We start from the raw sequence: 20,699 nt of genomic DNA, 5'->3' as shown, positions 1-20,699 counted from the left end.
TTAACGAGTTTTAAATCGCCCTACCAAGCCGGATAATTGTCTTGCCAAAGCTTCCAATTGTTGCCCACTGGCATCAGTTTGTGTAGCGACCTCATTGACTTCGTCAGCAGCATTCTTGATATCAACCACATTTCGGTTGATGTCTTCGGCGACATGCTGCTGTTCTTCTGCTGCAGTTGCGATTTGCGTATTTAAATCACTAATGGTCATTACCGATTGGTTAATACCTACAAACTGCTGTTGTGCGGCATCAGCCTGAGCTACGGTTTGCTCACTGCGTGACAAACTCTGATTCATTTCCTGCGCGACTCGCTCGCTCATGGCGCGCAGCTTATCTAACTGCTTTGCAATTTCCTCTGTTGACTGAGAAGTTCGCTGTGACAGTGCCCTGACTTCATCAGCAACAACCGAAAACCCGCGTCCATGGTCACCCGCCCTTGCCGCTTCAATGGCGGCATTTAGCGCCAACAAATTGGTTTGTTCGGCAATGGCTCTTATCACATCCAAGATAGACATAATATTTTCACTTTCATTGGCCAATTGAGCTATATCGCTTGCAGCAGAAGTGATTGCCTCAGAAAGCTCAGTAACACTAGCCACTGCTTGTGTCACCACTCGCTCTCCTTGTTCGGATGCGTCTTTGGTTTGCTGCGCAATGTCGGCTGCGTTGGCGCAGCTTTGCGCAACCTCATTTGCTGTAGCAGCCATTTCATTGATTGCCGTAGCGGCCATGCTTAGGGCTTGTTGTTGCTGGTCTGTATTACTGTTTAAATTACTTGAAAGCGACACTGAATGTGCAGCTGCTTCATTGACTGCCTTAGCTGTGTCATTAATTTGATCGACCAACTCGGAAATGGAATTAAGAAAGGCATTAAAATTAGCAGCCAGCGCACCCGTTTCATCTTTGCCGGTTACCTCTAACCGCTGTGTTAAGTCCCCTTCACCTTGGGCGATACTTTCAAGGCCCATGCTTACCGTGAGAATAGGTTTACTAATTAACCCTGAAATAGTGTTTCCTAAGAAGCCGAAAATAGCAGCAAGAATCAAGCATACGCCAAGGATTATCCAGGTCATTCTATTCGCTGACGCCATCACTTCTTGTTGTGGGACCAATCCTATAAACTTCCATCCAAGCTGTTGTGAAGTATACAGGTGAGCATAGTAATCTTGCCCATTTACTCTTACTTCGAAGTCGCCATTATTGTTTTTTGCTAACGCTTCGAACGCGCCATTTTCAATACTATTAAATGCTTTAAAGTTGTGGCTTGGTTGCTGAGGATTCACCAAGACAGTCCCGCTGTCCTCTACCAGCATTAAATACCCCGACTCTCCTAGCGTAATTTCCTTTACCATGTCTGTCAGTGCTTTGAGCGATACATCCATCCCCTGCACACCCACTACGCGACCATTATCTTTTATGGCTTTGACAGTCGACACGATGACCGTGTCGTCGGGTTCCCAATAGTATGCATTCGTTCTTACAGTGCGGCCATTAGCTTGCACTGCGCGCTGATACCAAGGTCGCTCTATGGGGTTGTAACCAGCACCCACTTCAGATTGCGGCCATTGAATATATCCGCCCTCCTCATTCCCCATGTACACATACGCCAAACCGTTATGGGTTTGACCGAAATGCTTAAACAGTGTGTAGGCTGCACGCTCCGTTTCTGAGCCTTTTTCAGCAGCTAGCTGACTGGCTTTTGTACTATTGCGATAAAGGGTTACGTTCGTCTGCGCATCAAGAACCCGCTGATGAGACGCTAGGAAGTCAACATCCTTACTGATCTCAGAGAAAAAAGTACTTAGCCCTCTATCGATTTGAACAACTTCGCGATTAGTGAGATTCTGAAAGTGGCTCAAAGCCTGCTCGCGAGCCTGCGCAATCACAATCACAGCGACAATACCTAGAGGGATGATAATTGCACTGATTAGCGCAATCAGTAGTTTGCTTCTAATGCTCATAATCTGTCATCGCAGAAAGTTCATCTTTATACATTAGTTAACCCCCTATGAAATCGGCAAGCTTTCCGTAATTTGAATGTATAAATAGTCATATACATGTCACGGTTGTGTTTAGGATGAAAATTAGCGATATAATGGCGGGGTAAAAATGTTGGAGCTTGGAAATGCAAAAATACGATGAGTTGTTGATTGCCCTGCGCAAAGTGATCCGTGCGATTGATCTGCATTCAAAGCAGCTCAACAAAACATCCGGCCTAACGGGTCCTCAGCTGCTTATCATGCATGAAGTCGCCCAAACAGATGGAATTACTGCCAGTCGTATCGCACAAAACGTCAATTTAAGCCCTGCAACCGTTACCAACATCCTTGATCGCCTCGAAAGTCGTGCTCTTGTAAGCCGTGTGCGCAGTGAGCTTGATAAACGCCGCGTAAGCTTATACCTGACGGAGCAGGGGCAAGCCTTATTAGAAAAAGCGCCACAACCTTTACAAGAGCACTTTATTCATAAATTCAGCAACTTAGAAGAGTGGGAACAAACACTTTTACTATCCTCAATGCAGCGTATTGCAGCCATGATGGACGCTGATAACATCGATGCTTCACCTTTGCTTGAAGTCGGTGCAATCACTAAAGCACCAGAGCAAACGAAGGCCGAATAACAACCACCCAATTCAGGTACACTTACACTAAGCCTCTGCTTTTGCTAGACTAAATAACCTTATGTGTACTCGCATGAGATACAGCGAGCGTGCATGGACCCATGAGCCGTACCTATTTTACAGCTCAACATCTTCGAAAAGTTAACACTCTTGGACTAGGCTAAGGGTTAACCCAAGAAACATAAGGTTATTATGACTAGATTAAACAGCACAACGGTTGCGGTGGCTTTAGCTTTGGTTTCGAGCTCAGCACTGGCTAACCCAGAATTGGAGGCAATGAAGAAACAGCTCGAACAGTTGCAGCAGCAAATGCAACAGCTTCAGGAGCAACTTGCAAACGCCGAACAAAAGGCAAAAGAGCAAGACAAACAGCAAGCGAAGCAACAAGAGCAAATCAATAATCGCATTGCCAAACAAGAACAGAAATTCGAAGAAACAGTCGCTAAACACAGCGAAGAAAGGAAAGATGGCATACGAGTTGGGGGCGCAGTGCGTACTAACTTCAGCCACACCTCCTATGACGATGACAGTAAAAACCGTGGCGGCGATTTCGACTTCGATATTTTCCGCGTCAATTTCGCCGGTGAAATAGGCGATGTATCGTTAAACGCTGAAATTCGCTTCTTCGATTACATGACCGCCGTCAAATACGCCTATGTGGGTTATGACTTTGCCGATGACTGGCAAGTGCAAGCAGGTATTACCAAGGTGCCATTTGGCAACTGGCCATATAACTCCCATAACTACTTCTTTGGCACAACTTATTATGTTGGTTTAGAAGACGATCATGATATGGGGGTATTGTTTAAGCGTGAACTCGCCGACAACTGGCAGCTGGATCTGGGCTTTTTCAAAAACGATGAACTTGGCGGCGTCGATGGCTACGTTGACAACCGCAGTGACCGTTATTCGTATGATGTAGTAGGGTGGCGCAGCGCTGATGAGGGTGTATACGCAGAGCCTGGCAATGCCATAGGTGAATACAACACCTTCTCTGGTCGCTACGCATATCACCTAGAACATGAAGGCGGCAAAACTGAGCTGGGATTTTCGGCCTTAGCTGGGGGCTTACATGACGGTAATGACCGCGCCGGTGATTACCAAGCATGGGCAGTACACCTAAACAGCACAATTGGTCGTTGGAACTTCCAACTGCAACATGGTGAATACGACTATGATATCGACAACGTTAATCGCATGGCGGTCGGAGCTTACTCGTTTTATGACAGTATCGCTGCCGAAGCGACTATGACCAATGCCAACATTGCTTATAGCTTGCCTGTAGAGTGGGGGGCGGTGACAGGGCTGCAGTTCTACAATGACTACGGCATTATTTATGATAAGTCTGATAACAGTGCCGATACGTGGATGAACGTCACTGGTTTCTCAGTCGCATCGGGCGGGTTATTTACTTACATCGACTTAGTTCATGCCAAAAACCAACCCTTTGTGGGTGGCTCGATTGCCGGTAACAGCGGTGAAACAGAGCGTAGATTTAATATCAACCTAGGATATTACTTCTAAATTCGAAAGAGGGCCGCAAGGCCCTTTTTAATGCCTTTCGCTTGGCTATTACGAACCCGTATTGCTTACCCACGCATTCAGCTATGACCAAAAGCAATGAAGGTGGATGATGCCTTCAAAGCCTTTACTTAAATATTCAATATGTTCGCGTCGACTCGCCGAGAATTTTATTTAGCACTTAAAAATTAGCGGCTTAAGCAGTCCTTTAGTACACTTAAAAATAATAAGGTTATCAGGGTCGCCGAGTGTCTCAATCAGCTATAAGTGCATCGTTTTTTCAGCGCTATAAGTGCCTTGCCTTACAAGGAATTGGCCTGCTTTGCGTGGCGTTAGGGCTTGTTGGCGTGGCACTGCCGGTTATGCCCAGCACTGTGTTTTTTATTATGGCGCTCGCGTGCTTTACCCATTCCTCAGCGCGTCTAGAATCTTGGTTGCTCAATCACCCTAAAGTGGGGCCCAGTCTTCTCGCGTGGCGGGAACACAAAGTGGTGCCAACACGCGCCAAGTGGTTTGCAGCCATAGGCATGAGTATCGGCCTGTACATGATGATGCTGTCATCGGCGCCAAGCTTCGCCATCATCTTAGTGACGGCGATTGAAGCGTGCGTGCTCACTTACCTGATCCGTCGCCCTAGCTGTGCAGTGCGCTTGTATGCTTGCTCCCCACATATTACCGCAACTTTAGTAATGGCATTTGTCATCCCCAACTTACTAGTTCTATATATAACAAGGTATTAGTAAAAATTCATAGAACCTTACTCGCCCCCCCTAATATGGCGCTTCAAGCCGTGAATTCGTTACTAATGGATAACATCTCACTGTGTTTTTTGCGCACGATCATGACAATTAATTAACGCCGCATAGGACTTATTTCCCAGATGATTTGGGACCTTTGATCGATTACATCCATTGTACTGCTGATGAATAATCGTTCAGTTCTCATTACAACAAGTCATCAACAGGAGTATCTATGCGGTTTCTTCTATCAGCCACGGCATTTGCCGTGAGTATGAGTATGGCAGCGCCTGTTGCAGCACAGTGGGGAAATGACACCTCCACATTTGTTACTGCAACAGCAAGCTCTGCATCACATAAAACCATGGTCGATCATCAAGGCAACATCATTATTGGCTATTCGGACCCAAGCACTGGCTATGACTTCCTCGTCAACAAGCTAGACCGAAATGGCGACTTTGCCTGGGAGCAAGGTGCAAAAACACTTTATGACCGCCAACAGTCTTTCATTCTCACTTGGTCGATGATGGTAGACAACGAAGGGGCAATCTACACCGGATTCGAGGATTTAAATGTCTTTCCTCACGGTACCATGGTATTCAAAACCAATGCCGATGGCAGTGCCGGATGGGAAACTCCATTTATCCCAGCTCCTGAAGACGCCGGCCGCACGCTACCGATTCACTTAACCAGTGCAGGCGACAAACTCTTCTACGCACTAGATTACGACACCAAAAGCCGCTCTGCTAAAGTGGCTGTGGGCATGATCGACAAAGACGGCAATGAGCTTTGGCAAACCGCTGAACAAATGCAAACAACGCGTTTTTCTTCATTTACCCCAGTCAAAGATGGCTTGGTCGTTTTATTTAGCGGTATCCGTGAAGATGGTGAGAACTCAATGTTCGTGCAAAAGTACGACTTTGAAGGTAAGCCGCAATGGGGTGACTCACCTCAACCCATCATGTTTGGTGAAGTTAGTCTTCCAGCACGTTCATCTGGTGGCGCTTCTATAGTGGCTGATGGTCATGGCGGCGTTACGCTCGCGTGGTCACACCCGACGCTATTCAACAGCAACATTTTATTCCAGCACATTGATGCTGATGGCAATTTGCAATTTCCTAACTCAGGTCTACGCATTTCTCATGGCGATGACTCTGAATTTAATAATGTCGCCTCACCATCCTTGGTCGCGACGGACGACGGTTATGTCATCACATGGGCCGCCCAATACTCAAATACTAACTTTGGGAACTATGGCCTGTTCATGCAGCACATCGCTCATGATGGCACATTAACTCTGGGTTCTGAACCTGTGTCTTTAGTGCCGATTTTATATGGCGACAAACAAGACTCAGGCTATTACTCAGCAGGTTACCTTAGCCGCTATAACGATACCTTTTCCTATGTTTACTTAAAGTCTGACGATTACACATCACAGACTGAAAATCTCTACCGTGTTGATTTTAAAGCTGATGGCGAAGTAGTGAATGACCAAGTCATCGCTAAAGTTGACCAAGTCATCAATGGTGAAAGCATTGCTCATTCACAATTTGGAGAAACCATTGCCAGTTTACGCACCACGGTTGATAGAGACGCTGAAGTTCAAGTGCAAAGTATCAAGCAAAATGGTGAAGTAGGTGCAGAAGAGGGCTTACGCCTCGCATGGCCAAATCGACCACTGCACACCAATGAAGATGAAACATTCTCGCTCAGCTTACCGTTTGTGGATAACCTGCAAAGCAATTATAGCATCAGCGTTGACAGTGCAAATGCTGATGATGGCTCACAATACAGTGCTGAGATTGGCGCCAATTCAGTCTTGGTGAACATCACTCCCGCTGCTGAGTTCTCTGGCAAAATTCCTTTCGTTGTCACGCTGACCGATAACAAAGATAACAATCGCGCACACAGCATGACATATACCCTCAATGTCGCGCAAATAAACGATGCGCCAAGCATTGTCATGCCTCAGCAAGCCTTAGTTGGCGAAGATGAAACTGTGGTTGTGTCAGCCGAAATAACCGACCCAGATAACAGCTCATTGAATATCGAGTGGCTACAAACTGGCGGACCAGCTGTGGATTTTGATCCCTCAGCTATGGAGCTTAGTTTCCTCAGTCCTGTGGTGAGTGAGCAAGTAGAACTGACATTCTCTCTAGTGGTTGATGACGGCGAGTCAACAACAACCGCACACACTGTTGTAACCATCGACAACGACAAACAACCCAGTCTGTCAGGCACCACAAACGTCAATGTCGAGGAAGGTAACAACTTCACCATCGACTTATCGCTCAGCGCAACCAAAGGTCCAGTTTCTATCTCATGGCAACAATTAAGCGGTCCAGCAATTACGCTGAGTAATCCGCAATCGTTAGTCACTCAAGGAAGCGCTCCCTTTGTAGATGGTGACGAGCTAGCGACGTTGGCTATTAGCGTAACCGATGCCCACGGTGAAACTGCAACGCGTCAAATTGAAGTCAATGTAACCAACAATGAGTCCAGCGGCTCTTTTGGCCTGAGTCTAATAGCACTGTTTGGCATGTTGTTGTGCCGTCGCCCACGCCGTATGAAGTAACCAGTGAAGAGAATTATTATGAAGAAGTCATTAATAGCCATGAGTATGGCGATGAGTTGCGTTGCCAATGCATCAACGGCACCCGCTCTATTTAGTAAACCGTTTTCATTTGAAGACAAGGTAAATACAGTACTCAATAAAGATCATGAAGGCGCCACTAACCGCTATTTCGTGCACCTTCGTGGCCAACCTTTGGCATTTGCGGTGCAAAGCGAGCCTAACTTCAAAGGTAAACTAGACACGCAAACGCAGTTTGCTCAGCAGTTCAAAGCCCAAGTAAAAACCCAGCAGCAAGTATTTATGCAGGCTGCACAAAACGTATTAGGTGAGAAAAAAGAAATACTATACAGCTACGACACCGTGTTTAACGGTGTGGCGATGGAGCTGACAGAACAGCAAGCTGAAAAGTTATTGAGCCTGCCGAATGTGTTAAAAGTAGAGCGCCAAATAGCCTATGAAATGCAATCTGATGTCGGTCCACAATTTATTGGTGCAAAACCAATTTGGAATGCACAAACCATTCAAGCGGTAGGCGCTAAAGGCGAGGGCGTTGTAGTCGGTATCATCGACTCAGGTATCAATACCGATCACCCTTCATTCCAAGCCACCGGCGGTGATGGTTATACTCATACAAACCCATTAGGCAATGGTAACTACCTAGGTGATTGTGTTGAAAATAAAAACCTGTGTAATGACAAACTCATCGGGGTATTTAGTTACGACAGCATCACCGATAACTTCGGCGATGTGCGCCCTCACGTAGGTGAAGATTACAACGGTCACGGTAGCCACGTAGCATCAACGGCGGCGGGTAACATACTTAATAATGTTGCTGTTTATCAACCGGGTAACACTGAACAAAGCGATGGTACACCGATTGCTGGCTCTAATTTAGCACAAATATCTGGTGTTGCCCCACACGCCAATATCGTCTCATTCCAAGTGTGCTTACCGGTTTCTGGTTGCGATATGGGCGCTATGGTCAAAGCGGTTGAAGACGCGATTGATGCAGGCGTTGATGTTATCAATATGTCTATCGGTCCAAGCGCCGAAGGTCCACAGCCATGGAATTCAGCACTTGATCTCGCTTTCTTATCGGCAACACAAGCGGGAGTGTTTGTATCTCTATCGGCAGGAAACTCAGGTCCTGGGAGTAATACTGTAGGGCACCTTGCACCATGGACCACTCAAGTCGCCAATGCCAGCCATGATCGCGTGGTAGAAAAAACCATCAGCGCCGGTGAAGGGGTTGCGGTGACTTTCAACGACATAAAAGGCTTAGGCGGATTTAGTGAAGCCGTCAGTGCTGAACTCGTGTATGCGGGTGACGTAGATAGCTTACGTAAGCAATGTAACTTCTTCACATGGCGTGACTACCCAGAACTAGAAGGCAAGATTGTACTATGTGACCGCGGTGGTATTAGTCTGTACGATAAAGTTGACCGCATCCGCCAGCTTGGCGGTGTGGGTGTCGTGATCCGCAATGTCGAAGGCAGTAACACCGAACAATATTCGATTCCTTACCCGATTGCGGGAATGCAGGTGTCTCAAGTACAAGGTGAAGAGTTATTAACCTGGGCACGTGCAGAAGCATCTCCAGTAATCAACATCGATGCAGGTCTTGCAACACGCCAAAGCAACAAAGGTAATATCGTCAATGCGTCATCGTCACGCGGACCAACAAGCCTCCTGCCTGAGCTATTGTCGCCACATGTCGCTGCACCGGGCACGGATATTTACGCGGCGTATTCAGATGAGCAACCATTTAGCGCTAATCCGGCGCCGAGTGACTTTAGTTTCTTATCGGGCACGTCGATGGCATCCCCGCATGTTGCAGGTGCCGCTGCGCTATTGAAGCAGCTTAATCCACAGTGGAGTGCTGCGGAAATTCAATCAGCCTTGATGATGACAGCCAACAGCCTGATGACACGCGCGGAAGATGGTCAAGTAGCAAATATTTGGGACCGCGGTGCTGGCATGATCCAAGTCGATAAAGCAGCCAATGCAGGCTTGGTGCTGCCAGTCACAACAGAAGCTTTCCTGGCGGCAAACCCTGCTATTCAAGGCGATGTAAAAGCATTGAACGTACCTTACCTAATTGACAGCAACTGCCCAGGAACCTGTACATGGGAACGTACTTTCAAAGCGACACAAGCGGGCACGTATCGTTTTAGTCAAAAAGGCTACAACTATTACCTCAGTGATATGAGCTTTTCGCCAGCAGAAGTTACCCTAGAAGCCGGTGAAGAAGTTGCCGTTACTATCTCTGCAACCATCAGTGAATGGGCTGCTGACGAGTGGATTGATGGCAATGTGCGCGTGACCTCAGGGCAAGCGCAGCAACCTGAACTAACCTTGCCGCTGCGCATCAAACCCTTGGTTGCTCAGGTGCCGGTTGCACATGCTCAAGAGTACTATTGGCAACAAGCGGGCTTCGATATCACTGACTATGCATTTCGCCGCCCAGAGCAAATTTATGTAACACATAGCCCGCTCGTAAAAGGTCTGACAACCGAGTTACAGGTATCAGCGGATGACAACAACACGCCGTTCGATAGCTTTGACCAAGGTGCTGGATTCTTCATGTTGGAAGTAACGGAAGGCGAGCCACTGGATATTATTATCGGTCGCTCAGAGGCTATTGATGCCGATTTATTCGTTGGTTTAGACACCAATGGTGACGGTCAGCCTCAAGCTGTCGAGCGTGTGTGTGTTGCCGCTTCAACGCGTAACGTCGGTGAGCAATGTACGCTATCAGGTGATGCCCCAGGTGAATACTGGGTAATGGCTTGGAACTATGAGGGCTCTGGCAAGGAGCAAGACACGATTGCTGTAGATGTGGTACGTAATACACCTGAAAATCGTGTATCGATGAACGTGTTGCCTGACACCAGCAGCGCCGCCTTTAGCAGCATGCCTTTCAACATCTTGTGGGACAAACAACTAGATGCCAACACCAACTATTACGGCAGCATCGAAGTGTTTGAACAAGATAAATACACAGGTATGTCAGTTTCTCATGGCTCAACCAGCCTGATCATCAACCAACTATCTGACGCTATGGCGATAGCGGCCCAGAGCACTGAAGTGACGACTGGACTACCAACAACACTGACGCTAACTGTGGCGCCAAATCCGCTTAACGAGGATGTTAGCTATCAGGCGAAGGTAACACTGGCACATAGCTTTACTGCCAGCTCAGATGATGCCATGGTGCAAGTAACTGATAACACCATCACTGTGAGCGCAGTGCAAAGTGCGCAGACCACAGAGCCACTGACAATCCCTGTGACTGTAACACTAGCAACGCCGTTAGAAGGTGAGTTCACCCATCAATTTGAACTAACGAACTCAAAAGGCGATAAACACACTGGTCAATTGGTTCACGTTAACCCGAACCATGCACCAACAGCGACAATAGCCAATGCGACCATCAGTGTTGAAGAGGGTCAAAACTTTACCTTGGACGCTAGCCAAAGCTCTGACCCAGATGGAGACCAACTCCAAGTGGTGTGGCAGCAACTGCAAGGCCCTGCGGCGATGACATCAACCACTTCTGGATTGCAACTTACTTTGGATACGCCTGACGTTGAACGTGATGCAACGCTGGTATTCCAAGTGTCAGTGAGTGATGGTGAATTCACCTCAACTTCAACAGTGAATGTGGAAGTGGCGAACCGCTCATCGTCCGGTAGTCTCATTTGGTTGCTAATTCTGATGGCGCCAGTCATAGTTAGACGAAAGTTTATTTAAACCCTTCTGGAGCTCCCCGCTGGGGAGCTCATTTGCTTATGTCGTCTCGCCTACTGCTGTTATGTTTATTTTGGGTCTGCCATGTTCAAGGAATTGAGCAGCTCACTCCCTATGCAAGCCATTGGGACTCAACTAAAGGTCTCGCTCACAATAGTGTATACGATATAGAAAAAGATGAATTTGGGCGATTATGGTTAGCCAGTCCAGGCGGTGTGAGTATTGTCGACGGTTTGGGCGTAATTCAACTTAAAAAAAGCACCCACAAAGGCCAAGGGATCCGCTTTAATCCTGTTACACAGATTCATGCCCACAAACAAACCGTTTGGTTATTGGGGCTTGGAGGCATCGAACTCGTAGACCCGAGAAGCCTTAAAGCAACACCTTTTCCTGATCCTAACAACCTCTTGCAGCGCGTTACTAACATGCTGTTTATCAATGACTCTTTGGCCTACGCCATCGCCAATAGACAGCTTGTCAGAATTGACTTAACAAACAATACCTTAAGTCATGTTACCAGCGAACTCTATCAGGGCGCGCAAGTTAATTCGTTCGCTCGCTACGACCAAGAACACCTATTACTAATGACCTCAAATGGCTTTGTGCTCTATAACTGGCAACAGCATAAGCATCGACTGTTCAATTTAGAAAACTTAGCACGAGGTAAAGAGGATATACGCGCAATTACAGTGGATTTAGCTAACCAAAACGTATGGCTCAGTATCTTCAACAAGGGAGTGTATGTATTCGACAAACAAAATCGCCTCAAAGCGCATTTAAATGAACAAACAAACACGCTTCCTTCAAACATGGTCTCCAATTTACAAGTAAAAGGTGACCGTGTTTTTGCTGTTACTCAGCAAGGTGTGATGATCTTAGATAGCGTATCGGCTAGACCTCTCCAACGCGTATCCCCCACCAGCGTCAACAATAACTATCGACAAGCAAATATGGCTTTATCAGCCGAGGTCGGAGAAGATAATGAGTTATTCATTGGCACCACCAACGGCTTTTACCATGTATCGCCTCTGGCTTACGAATTTCACTCTCTCAGCCAACAAATCCCCAAATTCGCACCGCCAATTCTGACGCAATTTATCGACAAGGATGAGTTAGTCATTCTAACTCCCACACAGCAACTGCGATTTTCTGACTCTCATGGCTGGCGGACACAGCAAAACAAGACTGCCACTGCGGGTATGCGTTATTTCCCAGGGCAAGCAAACTCGGTAAAAAACTTTGGTGAAGTAATCTTACTCAATGAAGCTAAGCAATCTTATTCGGTGGTCGGTCGCCCTGATTCAAGTGCGCCCATTACCTACTCAGCTTACATTGAAGCCATCGACCTGTTTGTACTTGTTGACGACAAGCACCTACATCTTGCACGTTCACAAGAGGGGGCTTTGCTTACCCAATTGAGCATACCGCTCGAGTTGGCATCCGTGGTTGATACAGCGTATGCCAACGGCCAGCTTTATATATCCAGTCAGCGCCATGGGGTGATGGCCCTGTCCGCTGCACAATTTAATCAAGGCAATACGGCTGAACTACAAACCCTCGCTGGTGCCCAAGCGGTCACCAGTCTGTTTTTAGATAGCCAACAACAACTATGGATTACAACCCTCGATGAGGGTATTTATACCCTTGATACCCAAGCAAAGCAGCCATCAATGGTGCCATTGTCACTGCCTCATGGTGAATTTATACCTTCGGCGAATTGCATTACTGAGGATGCTGCTAAACGTATTTGGATAAGCTCTCGTCATGGCGTCAGTGTATTTTCACCAGCACAGCAAACACTGCATAGCTACACCGGTGCCAATGGTTTGGGGGCTATTCCTGCTACCGACTATTGCGGTCGACTTGGGCAATTAGTTTATTTCGCCAATAGTGAAGACTTGCTGATGGCCGACCCTAACAGCCTCAATCATCACAATGCCCAAACGTCATTAACGCTTACCAACCTGACCATAGATGGCGCATCAGCTGCTTTGCACGATGGCATAGAGATAACGGATCCGAGCCTTGTCGAATTTACGATGAGTACGGCATTACCCCCCGCCGACAGCGACATTTTGCTTTATCGATTACAAGGTACACAGTCAAAATCATCGCAATGGTTACCGAGCCGCTCGCGATACGTCACTTTAATCAAGCCCAAGCCAGGGAAGTACACGATTCAAGCCAAAGTCATTGGCTATGATGGCGCACAAAAAGCGTACGTTGACTCTCATTTTCACGTACAGCCGCCTTTTTACTTGCGCCCATCAATGATAGCTATCTACATCACACTGGCATTTATTGCCGTGGCGCTTGGGTTTGCCTTTAAACTGCGTTTGAAAAACGCTGAATTAGCGGTTTCAGAGCTCAAACACCAAGAGCAAAAGTCATACGCACAAGAACTGGCTCAGCAAGTTGAAGCCAAAACTCAGTTGTACAAAGAACAACAACAAATAGCGGTTAAAGCCAACTTGGACAAGACCCGCTTCATTGCCTCTGCCAGTCACGATTTACGGGCGCCATTGAACGCGATTCGCTTGAAGTTACTCGATATTCTGCCTGCTCACAGCCCTAACAGCGATGCGATATTAGGCGAAATTACTTTGCTTGATCAGCTCGTTGACTCAATTGTGAGCCTATCCAAATTTGACGCCAACATGGTGAAACCTGCGAACTCAGATGTGGAACTGTGCACACTCATTACGCAAAGCTTGCAACGCTTTAGCGACATGGCCAATCGCAAAGCACAGTGCTTGGCGCTCAAAACTGATATAGCTGACGCTTGGGTCCATACCGACCCATTTTTACTGGCTCGGGTAATTAACAACCTTATCGACAATGCCATAAAAAACACCCCCGAGAACGGCCACATAGATGTGATTCTCTGTGCGGCTGATGATCACTATACGCTCGCGATTAAAGACTCAGGAGCAGGCATTGATGAAGCACTGAAAGAGAAAGTATTTAATAGCTTTGTGCGCGGCACAGGAAGCTACGCAGGAAGCGGCTTAGGGCTCACCATAGTGCACCAAATTTGCACCATACTACAGTTGTCTATACAACTAGAAAACACGTCTTCAGGCTGCACGTTTACGCTGACAATGCCAAACAATAGCCAGCGCCAAGATAACGCCATGGCAGCACTGGCATCCAGAACCGTGCTGATCATTGATGACGACCCGAATTACGCCAATGATGTTGCCAATATGGTTAAGCGAAGAGGCTTAAAAGCTGAAGTTGCACTCAGTAGCGAACAGGCATTGGCATACAATGGTTTGAAGCCAGAACTCATTATCAGTGACTATCACCTCGATAATGGGTTATTGGGCAGCGACATCGCGGGGCAACTGGCAGAGCGCTTCTCACTGTCGCAAAACAACATCATCATCATGTCGGAAGACATCCGCGTGAGAGATCAAATAAAACTAAACTTCGGTTATCGATTTTTAAATAAACCAATAAAATACAGCCGCTTATCATGGCTTATCCAGCAGCTCGGAGACGGACCAAACAATGAATAAAATTCTTATTGCCGATGATCACCCGCTTTTTTTAGCTGGCCTCAAAGGCGCATTGCTGAACCGCCTGCAAGACACTTACATCGAATGTGCCGACAGTTACCTCGCACTTTTCTCCAAACTGCAAGAAGACGATGGCGAGTTAGATTTAGTGATTATGGATCTGAACATGCCCGGTGCCACCGGTGCCAGCGGTATCTACTTTCTGCGTCAAACTTACCCCGAGCTGCCCATCGTAGTGTTGAGCGCCCATGATACTCAAGACGTGCGCCAAGAATGCTTACAAGCGGGTGCATCCGAGTTTTTGTCAAAGTCGGTAGACATCAATGAGTTGGTTTCGAGCCTGACTCGCATCTTTGCCGGTGATTATCAATTTCCAACCCCTTTTAGCACTGCTTCTATACCTTCTTCTCAGCAAAAACATTACGAGCTACTAGCAAGTCTTACCCCGTCACAGTTTAAGGTGCTGCATTTGATGGCTAATGGCGATGCCAACAAACAAATAGCGTCTGCGTTGAATATCTCAGAGAAGACGGTCAAAAATCATATTTCCGCCATTTTTGCGAAATTAGGTGTCAGCAATCGCACGCAAGCGAGCAAGATTTTTATCGAGCAAGAAGGCCGGTAGCTGCATAGCTGCAACTAAACTCACTCTTTAGGGACAACAACGCAACTTATCATTCTATTTTAAAGAATGATAAGTGCGATTTTTGCTAATTTTTATTCTTCTAGATTGATACTACTATTTCCTTGTCAGCGATACAGCAGCCTAATTTGAGGAAATGAAAATGAACTTAACTAACCTAATCTCTAGCAACGACACTCTTTCTAACATCAGCGCGCTTCTTGCTCGCTTTGGTTTAAGCGCACTGTTTGTACTAACAGGCTTGAGCAAAATTGAATACTACGATGCAACCGCACAATATATGGCGTCGGTTGGCGTACCCGGCATGTTATTACCTTTGGTGATCCTGCTTGAAGTACTTGGCGGCATCATGATTATCGCCGGTTTGTTTACCCGCTTAACGGCTCTTGCTTTTGCCGGATTCAGCGTCGTAAGCGCCTTGTTGTTCCACTTCCAATTGGACGACCAAACTCAGTTTTTAATGTTCTATAAAAACATAGCCATTGCCGGTGGTTTCCTAGCCCTTGCGGCATCAGGCGCAGGCAAGTTTAGCCTTGACCAATGGCTACTAAGTCGTAACAAAGCCTAAGCTAAACAAATACATAAAGCGGCCTCAACAATGAGGTCGCTTTTTTGCGTTTCTTTGCCACTCAAGGCGCAAAGAGTACACTGTTGTCATCACATTGATTTGAGGAAGTCCCATGCTACGCATCACGTTAGAACAATGGCGCATGTTCCGTGCCGTTGTTGAATACGGTGGATTTAACCAAGCCGCGCAAGGCGTGCACAAAAGCCAATCCAGTATTCACAGCGCGGTGGCCAAAATTGAATCCTCTTTAGGGGTGAAGTTGTTTCATGTTGAAGGTAGGCGCACTCATCTAACTGAAGCTGGCGAAATGATGTTGCGCCGAGCAGAGTACTTATTAGAAGAAGCCGCAAAAATAGAGGCCATTGGTAACACGCTAGGGGAAGGTGTAGAAACACAACTGCGTATCGCAATAGACCAAACGCTGCCAAAAACGCTTCTTTACGATGTGCTCGATGCCACCAGCGCACAGTATCCTCTGCTGCGCATAGAACTCGTTGAGTCTGTGCTCAAAGGCGCTAATGAGTTACTGACTAAAAACCAAGTTGAACTCGCTATTTCGCCCTTTTCAGGAGAAGGATTCAGTGAGCAACTGTGTAGCATAGAGTTTATTGCGGTAGCTCATCCTCAGCATGCACTTCATCACATGGGACGCGAACTCACACCAGAGGATTTAAAGGCCCATCGGCAAATTGTCATCCGCGACTCGGCACAACAAGACAAGCAAGACGCTGGCTGGTTAGGGGCAGATCAACGTTGGACAGTGAGCCAAATCAATACCTCAATCGATATGATTGCCAACGGTCTTGGCTTCGCTTGGTTACCCAAACATGCCATTACTGAGCATCTTAGCCAAGGATCGCTCAAAGCGTTGCCTCTGGTCTCAGGAACTCAGCGTACACATCCGCTTTATTTACTGTTTAAAGATGGAGATAACCTTGGTCCAGCGGCGCGTACTTTATTGGGTGAGCTACGTAGCCGAGTGTAAAGGTACGCAGATTCATTCGCTTTAATGGAATGTTATGTCCTTTTTTTACTCATTTTGTTCTACCTTGCAGGCTATTAAACTTGTTTCATCGATTAATAGGGTCTGTTGACCTTTGCTGTGTGTTTTTGCTGCAGTCATCGGGGTATTTTGGCAAGGCAGAGCCTGCGTCACATAGTCATTCTATGTAAGTCAGGTGATAACGCCGAAAAAATACCCCAATGGCGCTGCCCAAAGGGTTCAACCAAAGGCTTACACTGCTCTGTCATGGGCTATTAACATAGTTCACTATGCAACATAACCCATTCCTTGCATTGAACGCCTTTGATTTGAACAAAATTCATACTTCAAAGGTCAACAGACCCTAGGAGCTAAACCATGAAATATATTCGCAGAGCAAACGAACGTGGCACCGTGGACTTGGGTTGGTTGCACAGCCAACATAGTTTTTCATTTGGCCATTATTACGACCCAAAACATATGGGTGTTTCCACCTTAAGAGTGATCAATGAAGATAAAGTACAACCGGGTATGGGTTTTGACACCCATGGCCACCGCGATATGGAAATTATCTCGGTCGTGTTGAGCGGCGCGCTGAAACACAAAGACAGCCGCGGCAATGAATTTGTTGTTAAAGCGGGAGACGTACAGCGCATGAGCGCTGGCAGCGGTATTATGCACAGTGAATACAATGCTTCGACTGAAGAAGCTGCGCATTTTTTACAAATATGGATTCAGCCGAAATTCCGAGGTATTACCCCTAGCTATGAGCAGCTTTCAATTGCGCAAAAAGAAGTTGTTACGCCACTGGTCACGCCAACGGGTGGAGAAGGTACGCTGAGCATAAACCAAGATGCAAAGCTCTCGCGTGTAGTGCTAGAGCAAGGTCAAAAGCTTGATCTTGAAGTGGCGTCAGGGACAGGATATTTGCATATCATTTCTGGCTCGGCAGATGCTGCTGAAGAGACATTCTCAAGCGGGGATGCATTCGCCATCGATGCACAGGAGACTGTCACTTTGCGTGCTCGCGAACACCTTGTCGCATTATGGTTTGAGTTAGCATAATGACGCTTACTACCATTGCAGTAATAGCTCTTGTGGTATTGCTCACGGGCATATCCAAGTCGGGATTTGCCGGTGCCTTAGGGGTATTTGCAGTTCCCTTATTGCTGCTGGTGATGCCCGCTATCGATGCTATCGCTTTGATGTTACCCATTCTGATTATTGCTGATGTGTTTAGCCTCAGAAGCTATTGGCGTCAATGGCGACCCGAGCTGGTGCGTTTGCTTATGCCGGGCATTTTTATTGGGGTCGTCGTCGCTCAGTGGTTTATAACGGTTCTTTCACCCACCATGCTCACCGCGGCAATCGCCACCTTTAGTATTTTATTTGCTGTTCGCAGCTTGTTCTTGGGCAATGCTCAATACCCCTTATTGGCAAGCAACTGGGGCGCCAGGTCAATGGCTTTACTCTCTGGCATTGCCAGCACTTTGGTGCATGCGGGTGGCCCTCCCTTAATCATGTATTTTAGTGCCAAACAACTTAAACCTTTACACTATGTTGCAACCGCTGCGGCGTTATTCGCATTTATGAATGCCATTAAGTTGGTAGCATTCGTCTCTCAAGGCTTCTTTACTTGGGATATATTGCTCACTGCATTGGCGTTCACACCCATCGCCATCCTTGGCAACTGGTTGGGAGTGCGTATTCAACAGCGATTTGACACTAAAAAGTTTGTTAAGGTCATGAATTGGCTATTACTTTTGCTAGCTTTTACTTTATTCACTAAGTTATTTATCGCTCTCTAACCATCTTGCGATTAGCGCTCAAGATAGCGCGCTTGTGTGCACGAGAAAGCGCCATAGGTTTAAATGGGCTCACGTTAGCGCCCCCGTGTTGCCGTGCGGTAATAAACCGATTGCGGTTTTGGTGACAGCACCGACAATTCGTAAAATCTGCCCAGCAACCTCAGGATAAACCCTGTGCTGCCAGCCCCAACACAGCATCAGCCAATGTGTGTAGGTGTGCCAGTATGTAGATCCCTGCCCAAGAATATGGGCATTCTCATAATGACTGAATTGCGCCGCCCAAAACCCACTTTTTTCTGCTTTACGTGCCTTACTCAGCTCTCTGAGCACCGAGAATTTAATAGCCTGTGTGAAGTTCATTACTTCCTCATTAGGTGAATCAAACTCCGTACAGCATAAACCTTGGAGCTGGCTCCAAGGCAAGTAGGCGAGATAAATTATTTAAGGCAACCTCTAGGAGTTGCCTTTTTATGGGATCAGCTCAGCGCTGAATGAAGGGTGTCGAGGTGAGTAACGAGATCAAGACCTAGGTCTGTTAAGTAGCCGCCGTCTGGGCTGTCAGTAATGCCTTTTTCAAACAAACGCATGGCTGCTTCACGCATCGCGTCATCAGCATCGCTATGCACTTTGATCCCTTGCATGTGGCTAGCTCGAGGAAATTTAGCCAGCAATTCCATCTCATCAACCATTGCTTGATTTATGCGCATATTGTTTTCCTTTTGTTGCTCTTTTTAGTGTTTCTACTAATGCTAGTAGAAGAAATTGATTTTGCTTTGCGCAACATCATTAATTCCCTATTTTAAATACTAAATTCGTTTCAACATCAAGTGTTATGGAAAAACCGGGCAGACACTTTGGTACAATTTTTAGGCTTGAGTTAGTGCCGTGTAGTCTTTATGGTTAAGTAACTTGTCACACAAAATAACAAGGAAGTGTATGAAAAAGATTCTAGGGTGCGCATTAATGTTGGTAGCCGCCACTGCGCAAGCAAACAATACCGACATCTCTGACAAACGCCCAACTGGCGATATTCAGGCTCAAATTTTAGACCCGCAGGGAAACTGGCTGCGTTTACAGAGTATTCCTAATCGTGCTTACCCGCTAGAGTTATTAAATGTAGAGGGCAAAGGCTGCGCGATAACACGCTTTACGATTTCACAAAGCGGCATGGCCAAAGATTTCGATATCCAAGCTACCGATCCAAAACGCTATTCGCGCGCTTTAAGACAAGCGACCAAACAGCTACTACGTGATTGGCAATGGCCTGAGCAGGAGCAAGAAATCGAGCTCACTATGCGCCTTGATTACTGCCTTGAAGAAGTAGCTAGTCGCAGTGAAGTGGTAGAAATGTGCTTAAAACAGTCTCAAGCCGAATGCAGTTAATCGTCACCTATAAGCCTTGTATGCATTGCTAATAATTGGCGATGCATATTCCACCCAAAACGATAAATAATAAAAATAATATGATAAAAAAAGCCATACTCCTTGGCGCACTCTGTGCCTTAAGTGCCTGTAAATCAGTGCCCGATGAACCTTATTATGCCCAACCCATTGTTGATGTGGGTTACTTTGGAAAGTTTGACTACTGGGACCCTATAAAAGGGAAGAATACTCTTTCTACGAAAACTAAAAGTGCCAGAAAAAAACTCATAACCAAAAACCTCAGTGTGGTCATTTTTGAGTATGAAATAGATTCCAACGGTAACGCACACAACCTCAAGCTACTACAAACCATTCCAGATAACTTAATCACCCAAGAAGACCTAGAAAACAGCCGTTACGCATACGAAAAGTTTAAACCCACGCCACAGAATGATGGTCGTATCCCCGTCAAGGTGACGGAGCGGCTCCTAACCACGGCCAGTGGCGCATTAAGTATTCCTGAGGATACACAAAGTATTGAAGGACATGTTCGCTCAGTCATGGCGCACATAAAGAAGCAAAAAGGTTAGTGTTTCACACTTTTTCATTAG

Annotated in this window: 16 protein-coding genes; 13 read left to right on the top strand and 3 right to left on the bottom strand. The window is 46.6% G+C overall.

From position 1 onward, the window contains the following. On the bottom strand, positions 1 to 1,962 hold the full coding sequence (locus V1358_RS16470) for a methyl-accepting chemotaxis protein (RefSeq protein ID WP_347394241.1): 1,962 nt from the start codon (positions 1,960 to 1,962) through the stop codon (positions 1 to 3). A 164-nt stretch (positions 1,963 to 2,126) separates the two neighbouring features. On the opposite strand from V1358_RS16470, the gene V1358_RS16465 reads away from it, so the two are divergent. The 11 genes from V1358_RS16465 to V1358_RS16415 all read left to right on the top strand — a co-directional run bounded on the left by V1358_RS16465 (position 2,127) and on the right by V1358_RS16415 (position 18,726). Next, positions 2,127 to 2,621: a MarR family winged helix-turn-helix transcriptional regulator gene (locus tag V1358_RS16465; protein WP_347391471.1), complete on the top strand. Its 495-nt coding sequence runs from the start codon at positions 2,127 to 2,129 to the stop codon at positions 2,619 to 2,621. A 192-nt stretch (positions 2,622 to 2,813) separates the two neighbouring features. Continuing rightward, a complete protein-coding gene (locus tag V1358_RS16460; protein WP_347394240.1) occupies positions 2,814 to 4,145 on the top strand; it encodes a putative porin in 1,332 nt (443 codons plus the stop codon). Positions 4,146 to 4,390: 245 nt separating this feature from the next. Then, positions 4,391 to 4,882 carry a YbaN family protein gene (locus V1358_RS16455; RefSeq protein ID WP_347394239.1) on the top strand — a complete coding sequence of 164 codons (492 nt, stop codon included), beginning with the start codon at positions 4,391 to 4,393 and terminating at the stop codon, positions 4,880 to 4,882. A gap of 232 nt (positions 4,883 to 5,114) precedes the next feature. Then, on the top strand, positions 5,115 to 7,454 hold the full coding sequence (locus V1358_RS16450) for a hypothetical protein (RefSeq protein ID WP_347394238.1): 2,340 nt from the start codon (positions 5,115 to 5,117) through the stop codon (positions 7,452 to 7,454). An 18-nt stretch (positions 7,455 to 7,472) separates the two neighbouring features. Continuing rightward, a complete protein-coding gene (locus tag V1358_RS16445) occupies positions 7,473 to 11,207 on the top strand; it encodes a S8 family peptidase (protein WP_347394237.1) in 3,735 nt (1,244 codons plus the stop codon). 38 nt (positions 11,208 to 11,245) lie between these two features. Next, a complete protein-coding gene (locus V1358_RS16440; protein ID WP_347394236.1) occupies positions 11,246 to 14,725 on the top strand; it encodes a hybrid sensor histidine kinase/response regulator in 3,480 nt (1,159 codons plus the stop codon). After that, a complete protein-coding gene (locus V1358_RS16435) occupies positions 14,718 to 15,350 on the top strand; it encodes a response regulator transcription factor (protein WP_347394235.1) in 633 nt (210 codons plus the stop codon). Before V1358_RS16440 ends, V1358_RS16435 begins: the two co-directional genes overlap by 8 nt. 160 nt (positions 15,351 to 15,510) lie before the next feature. After that, complete coding sequence (locus tag V1358_RS16430) at positions 15,511 to 15,936, top strand: DoxX family protein (protein ID WP_347394234.1); 426 nt, start codon at positions 15,511 to 15,513, stop codon at positions 15,934 to 15,936. Positions 15,937 to 16,048: 112 nt separating this feature from the next. Continuing rightward, positions 16,049 to 16,921 carry a LysR family transcriptional regulator gene (locus V1358_RS16425; protein ID WP_347391467.1) on the top strand — a complete coding sequence of 291 codons (873 nt, stop codon included), beginning with the start codon at positions 16,049 to 16,051 and terminating at the stop codon, positions 16,919 to 16,921. A 375-nt stretch (positions 16,922 to 17,296) separates the two neighbouring features. Further along, on the top strand, positions 17,297 to 17,983 hold the full coding sequence (locus V1358_RS16420) for a pirin family protein (protein ID WP_347394233.1): 687 nt from the start codon (positions 17,297 to 17,299) through the stop codon (positions 17,981 to 17,983). Continuing rightward, positions 17,983 to 18,726: a sulfite exporter TauE/SafE family protein gene (locus tag V1358_RS16415; RefSeq protein WP_347391465.1), complete on the top strand. Its 744-nt coding sequence runs from the start codon at positions 17,983 to 17,985 to the stop codon at positions 18,724 to 18,726. Before V1358_RS16420 ends, V1358_RS16415 begins: the two co-directional genes overlap by 1 nt. A 69-nt stretch (positions 18,727 to 18,795) precedes the next feature. Here the strand turns inward: V1358_RS16415 and V1358_RS16410 are convergent, their stop codons facing one another. Together V1358_RS16410 and V1358_RS16405 are read right to left on the bottom strand one after the other, a co-directional pair. Continuing rightward, positions 18,796 to 19,086, bottom strand: coding sequence for a DUF3703 domain-containing protein (locus V1358_RS16410; protein ID WP_347394232.1), 291 nt, complete (start codon positions 19,084 to 19,086; stop codon positions 18,796 to 18,798). Positions 19,087 to 19,202: 116 nt separating this feature from the next. Next, a complete protein-coding gene (locus tag V1358_RS16405; protein WP_347391463.1) occupies positions 19,203 to 19,433 on the bottom strand; it encodes a TIGR02647 family protein in 231 nt (76 codons plus the stop codon). Between the two features lie 229 nt (positions 19,434 to 19,662). Between V1358_RS16405 and V1358_RS16400 the strand changes: the two genes are divergently transcribed. Both V1358_RS16400 and V1358_RS16395 read left to right on the top strand, forming a co-directional pair. Continuing rightward, positions 19,663 to 20,109, top strand: coding sequence for a hypothetical protein (locus tag V1358_RS16400; RefSeq protein WP_347394231.1), 447 nt, complete (start codon positions 19,663 to 19,665; stop codon positions 20,107 to 20,109). Positions 20,110 to 20,189: 80 nt separating this feature from the next. Further along, a complete protein-coding gene (locus V1358_RS16395; protein ID WP_347394230.1) occupies positions 20,190 to 20,678 on the top strand; it encodes a hypothetical protein in 489 nt (162 codons plus the stop codon). The last annotated feature ends 21 nt before the right edge of the window (positions 20,679 to 20,699 follow it).

It is taken from the genome of Pseudoalteromonas pernae, assembly GCF_039831865.1.
In the GTDB taxonomy this organism is placed as follows: Bacteria; Pseudomonadota; Gammaproteobacteria; order Enterobacterales; family Alteromonadaceae; genus Pseudoalteromonas; species Pseudoalteromonas pernae.
This window is presented reverse-complemented; position numbering and strand designations above follow the sequence as displayed.

Excerpts from the sequence above, each read along its gene's own strand:
- V1358_RS16435 (WP_347394235.1), top strand. The coding sequence starts at position 14,718 with ATGAATAAAATTCTTATTGCCGATGATCACCCGCTTTTTTTAGCTGGC.
- V1358_RS16405 (WP_347391463.1), bottom strand. The coding sequence starts at position 19,433 with ATGCGCATAAATCAAGCAATGGTTGATGAGATGGAATTGCTGGCTAAA.
- V1358_RS16465 (WP_347391471.1), top strand. The coding sequence starts at position 2,127 with ATGCAAAAATACGATGAGTTGTTGATTGCCCTGCGCAAAGTGATCCGT.
- V1358_RS16410 (WP_347394232.1), bottom strand. The coding sequence starts at position 19,086 with ATGAACTTCACACAGGCTATTAAATTCTCGGTGCTCAGAGAGCTGAGT.
- V1358_RS16440 (WP_347394236.1), top strand. The coding sequence starts at position 11,246 with ATGTCGTCTCGCCTACTGCTGTTATGTTTATTTTGGGTCTGCCATGTT.
- V1358_RS16400 (WP_347394231.1), top strand. The coding sequence starts at position 19,663 with ATGAAAAAGATTCTAGGGTGCGCATTAATGTTGGTAGCCGCCACTGCG.
- V1358_RS16470 (WP_347394241.1), bottom strand. The coding sequence starts at position 1,962 with ATGAGCATTAGAAGCAAACTACTGATTGCGCTAATCAGTGCAATTATC.
- V1358_RS16395 (WP_347394230.1), top strand. The coding sequence starts at position 20,190 with ATGATAAAAAAAGCCATACTCCTTGGCGCACTCTGTGCCTTAAGTGCC.
- V1358_RS16425 (WP_347391467.1), top strand. The coding sequence starts at position 16,049 with ATGCTACGCATCACGTTAGAACAATGGCGCATGTTCCGTGCCGTTGTT.
- V1358_RS16430 (WP_347394234.1), top strand. The coding sequence starts at position 15,511 with ATGAACTTAACTAACCTAATCTCTAGCAACGACACTCTTTCTAACATC.
- V1358_RS16420 (WP_347394233.1), top strand. The coding sequence starts at position 17,297 with ATGAAATATATTCGCAGAGCAAACGAACGTGGCACCGTGGACTTGGGT.
- V1358_RS16450 (WP_347394238.1), top strand. The coding sequence starts at position 5,115 with ATGCGGTTTCTTCTATCAGCCACGGCATTTGCCGTGAGTATGAGTATG.
- V1358_RS16445 (WP_347394237.1), top strand. The coding sequence starts at position 7,473 with ATGAAGAAGTCATTAATAGCCATGAGTATGGCGATGAGTTGCGTTGCC.
- V1358_RS16415 (WP_347391465.1), top strand. The coding sequence starts at position 17,983 with ATGACGCTTACTACCATTGCAGTAATAGCTCTTGTGGTATTGCTCACG.
- V1358_RS16460 (WP_347394240.1), top strand. The coding sequence starts at position 2,814 with ATGACTAGATTAAACAGCACAACGGTTGCGGTGGCTTTAGCTTTGGTT.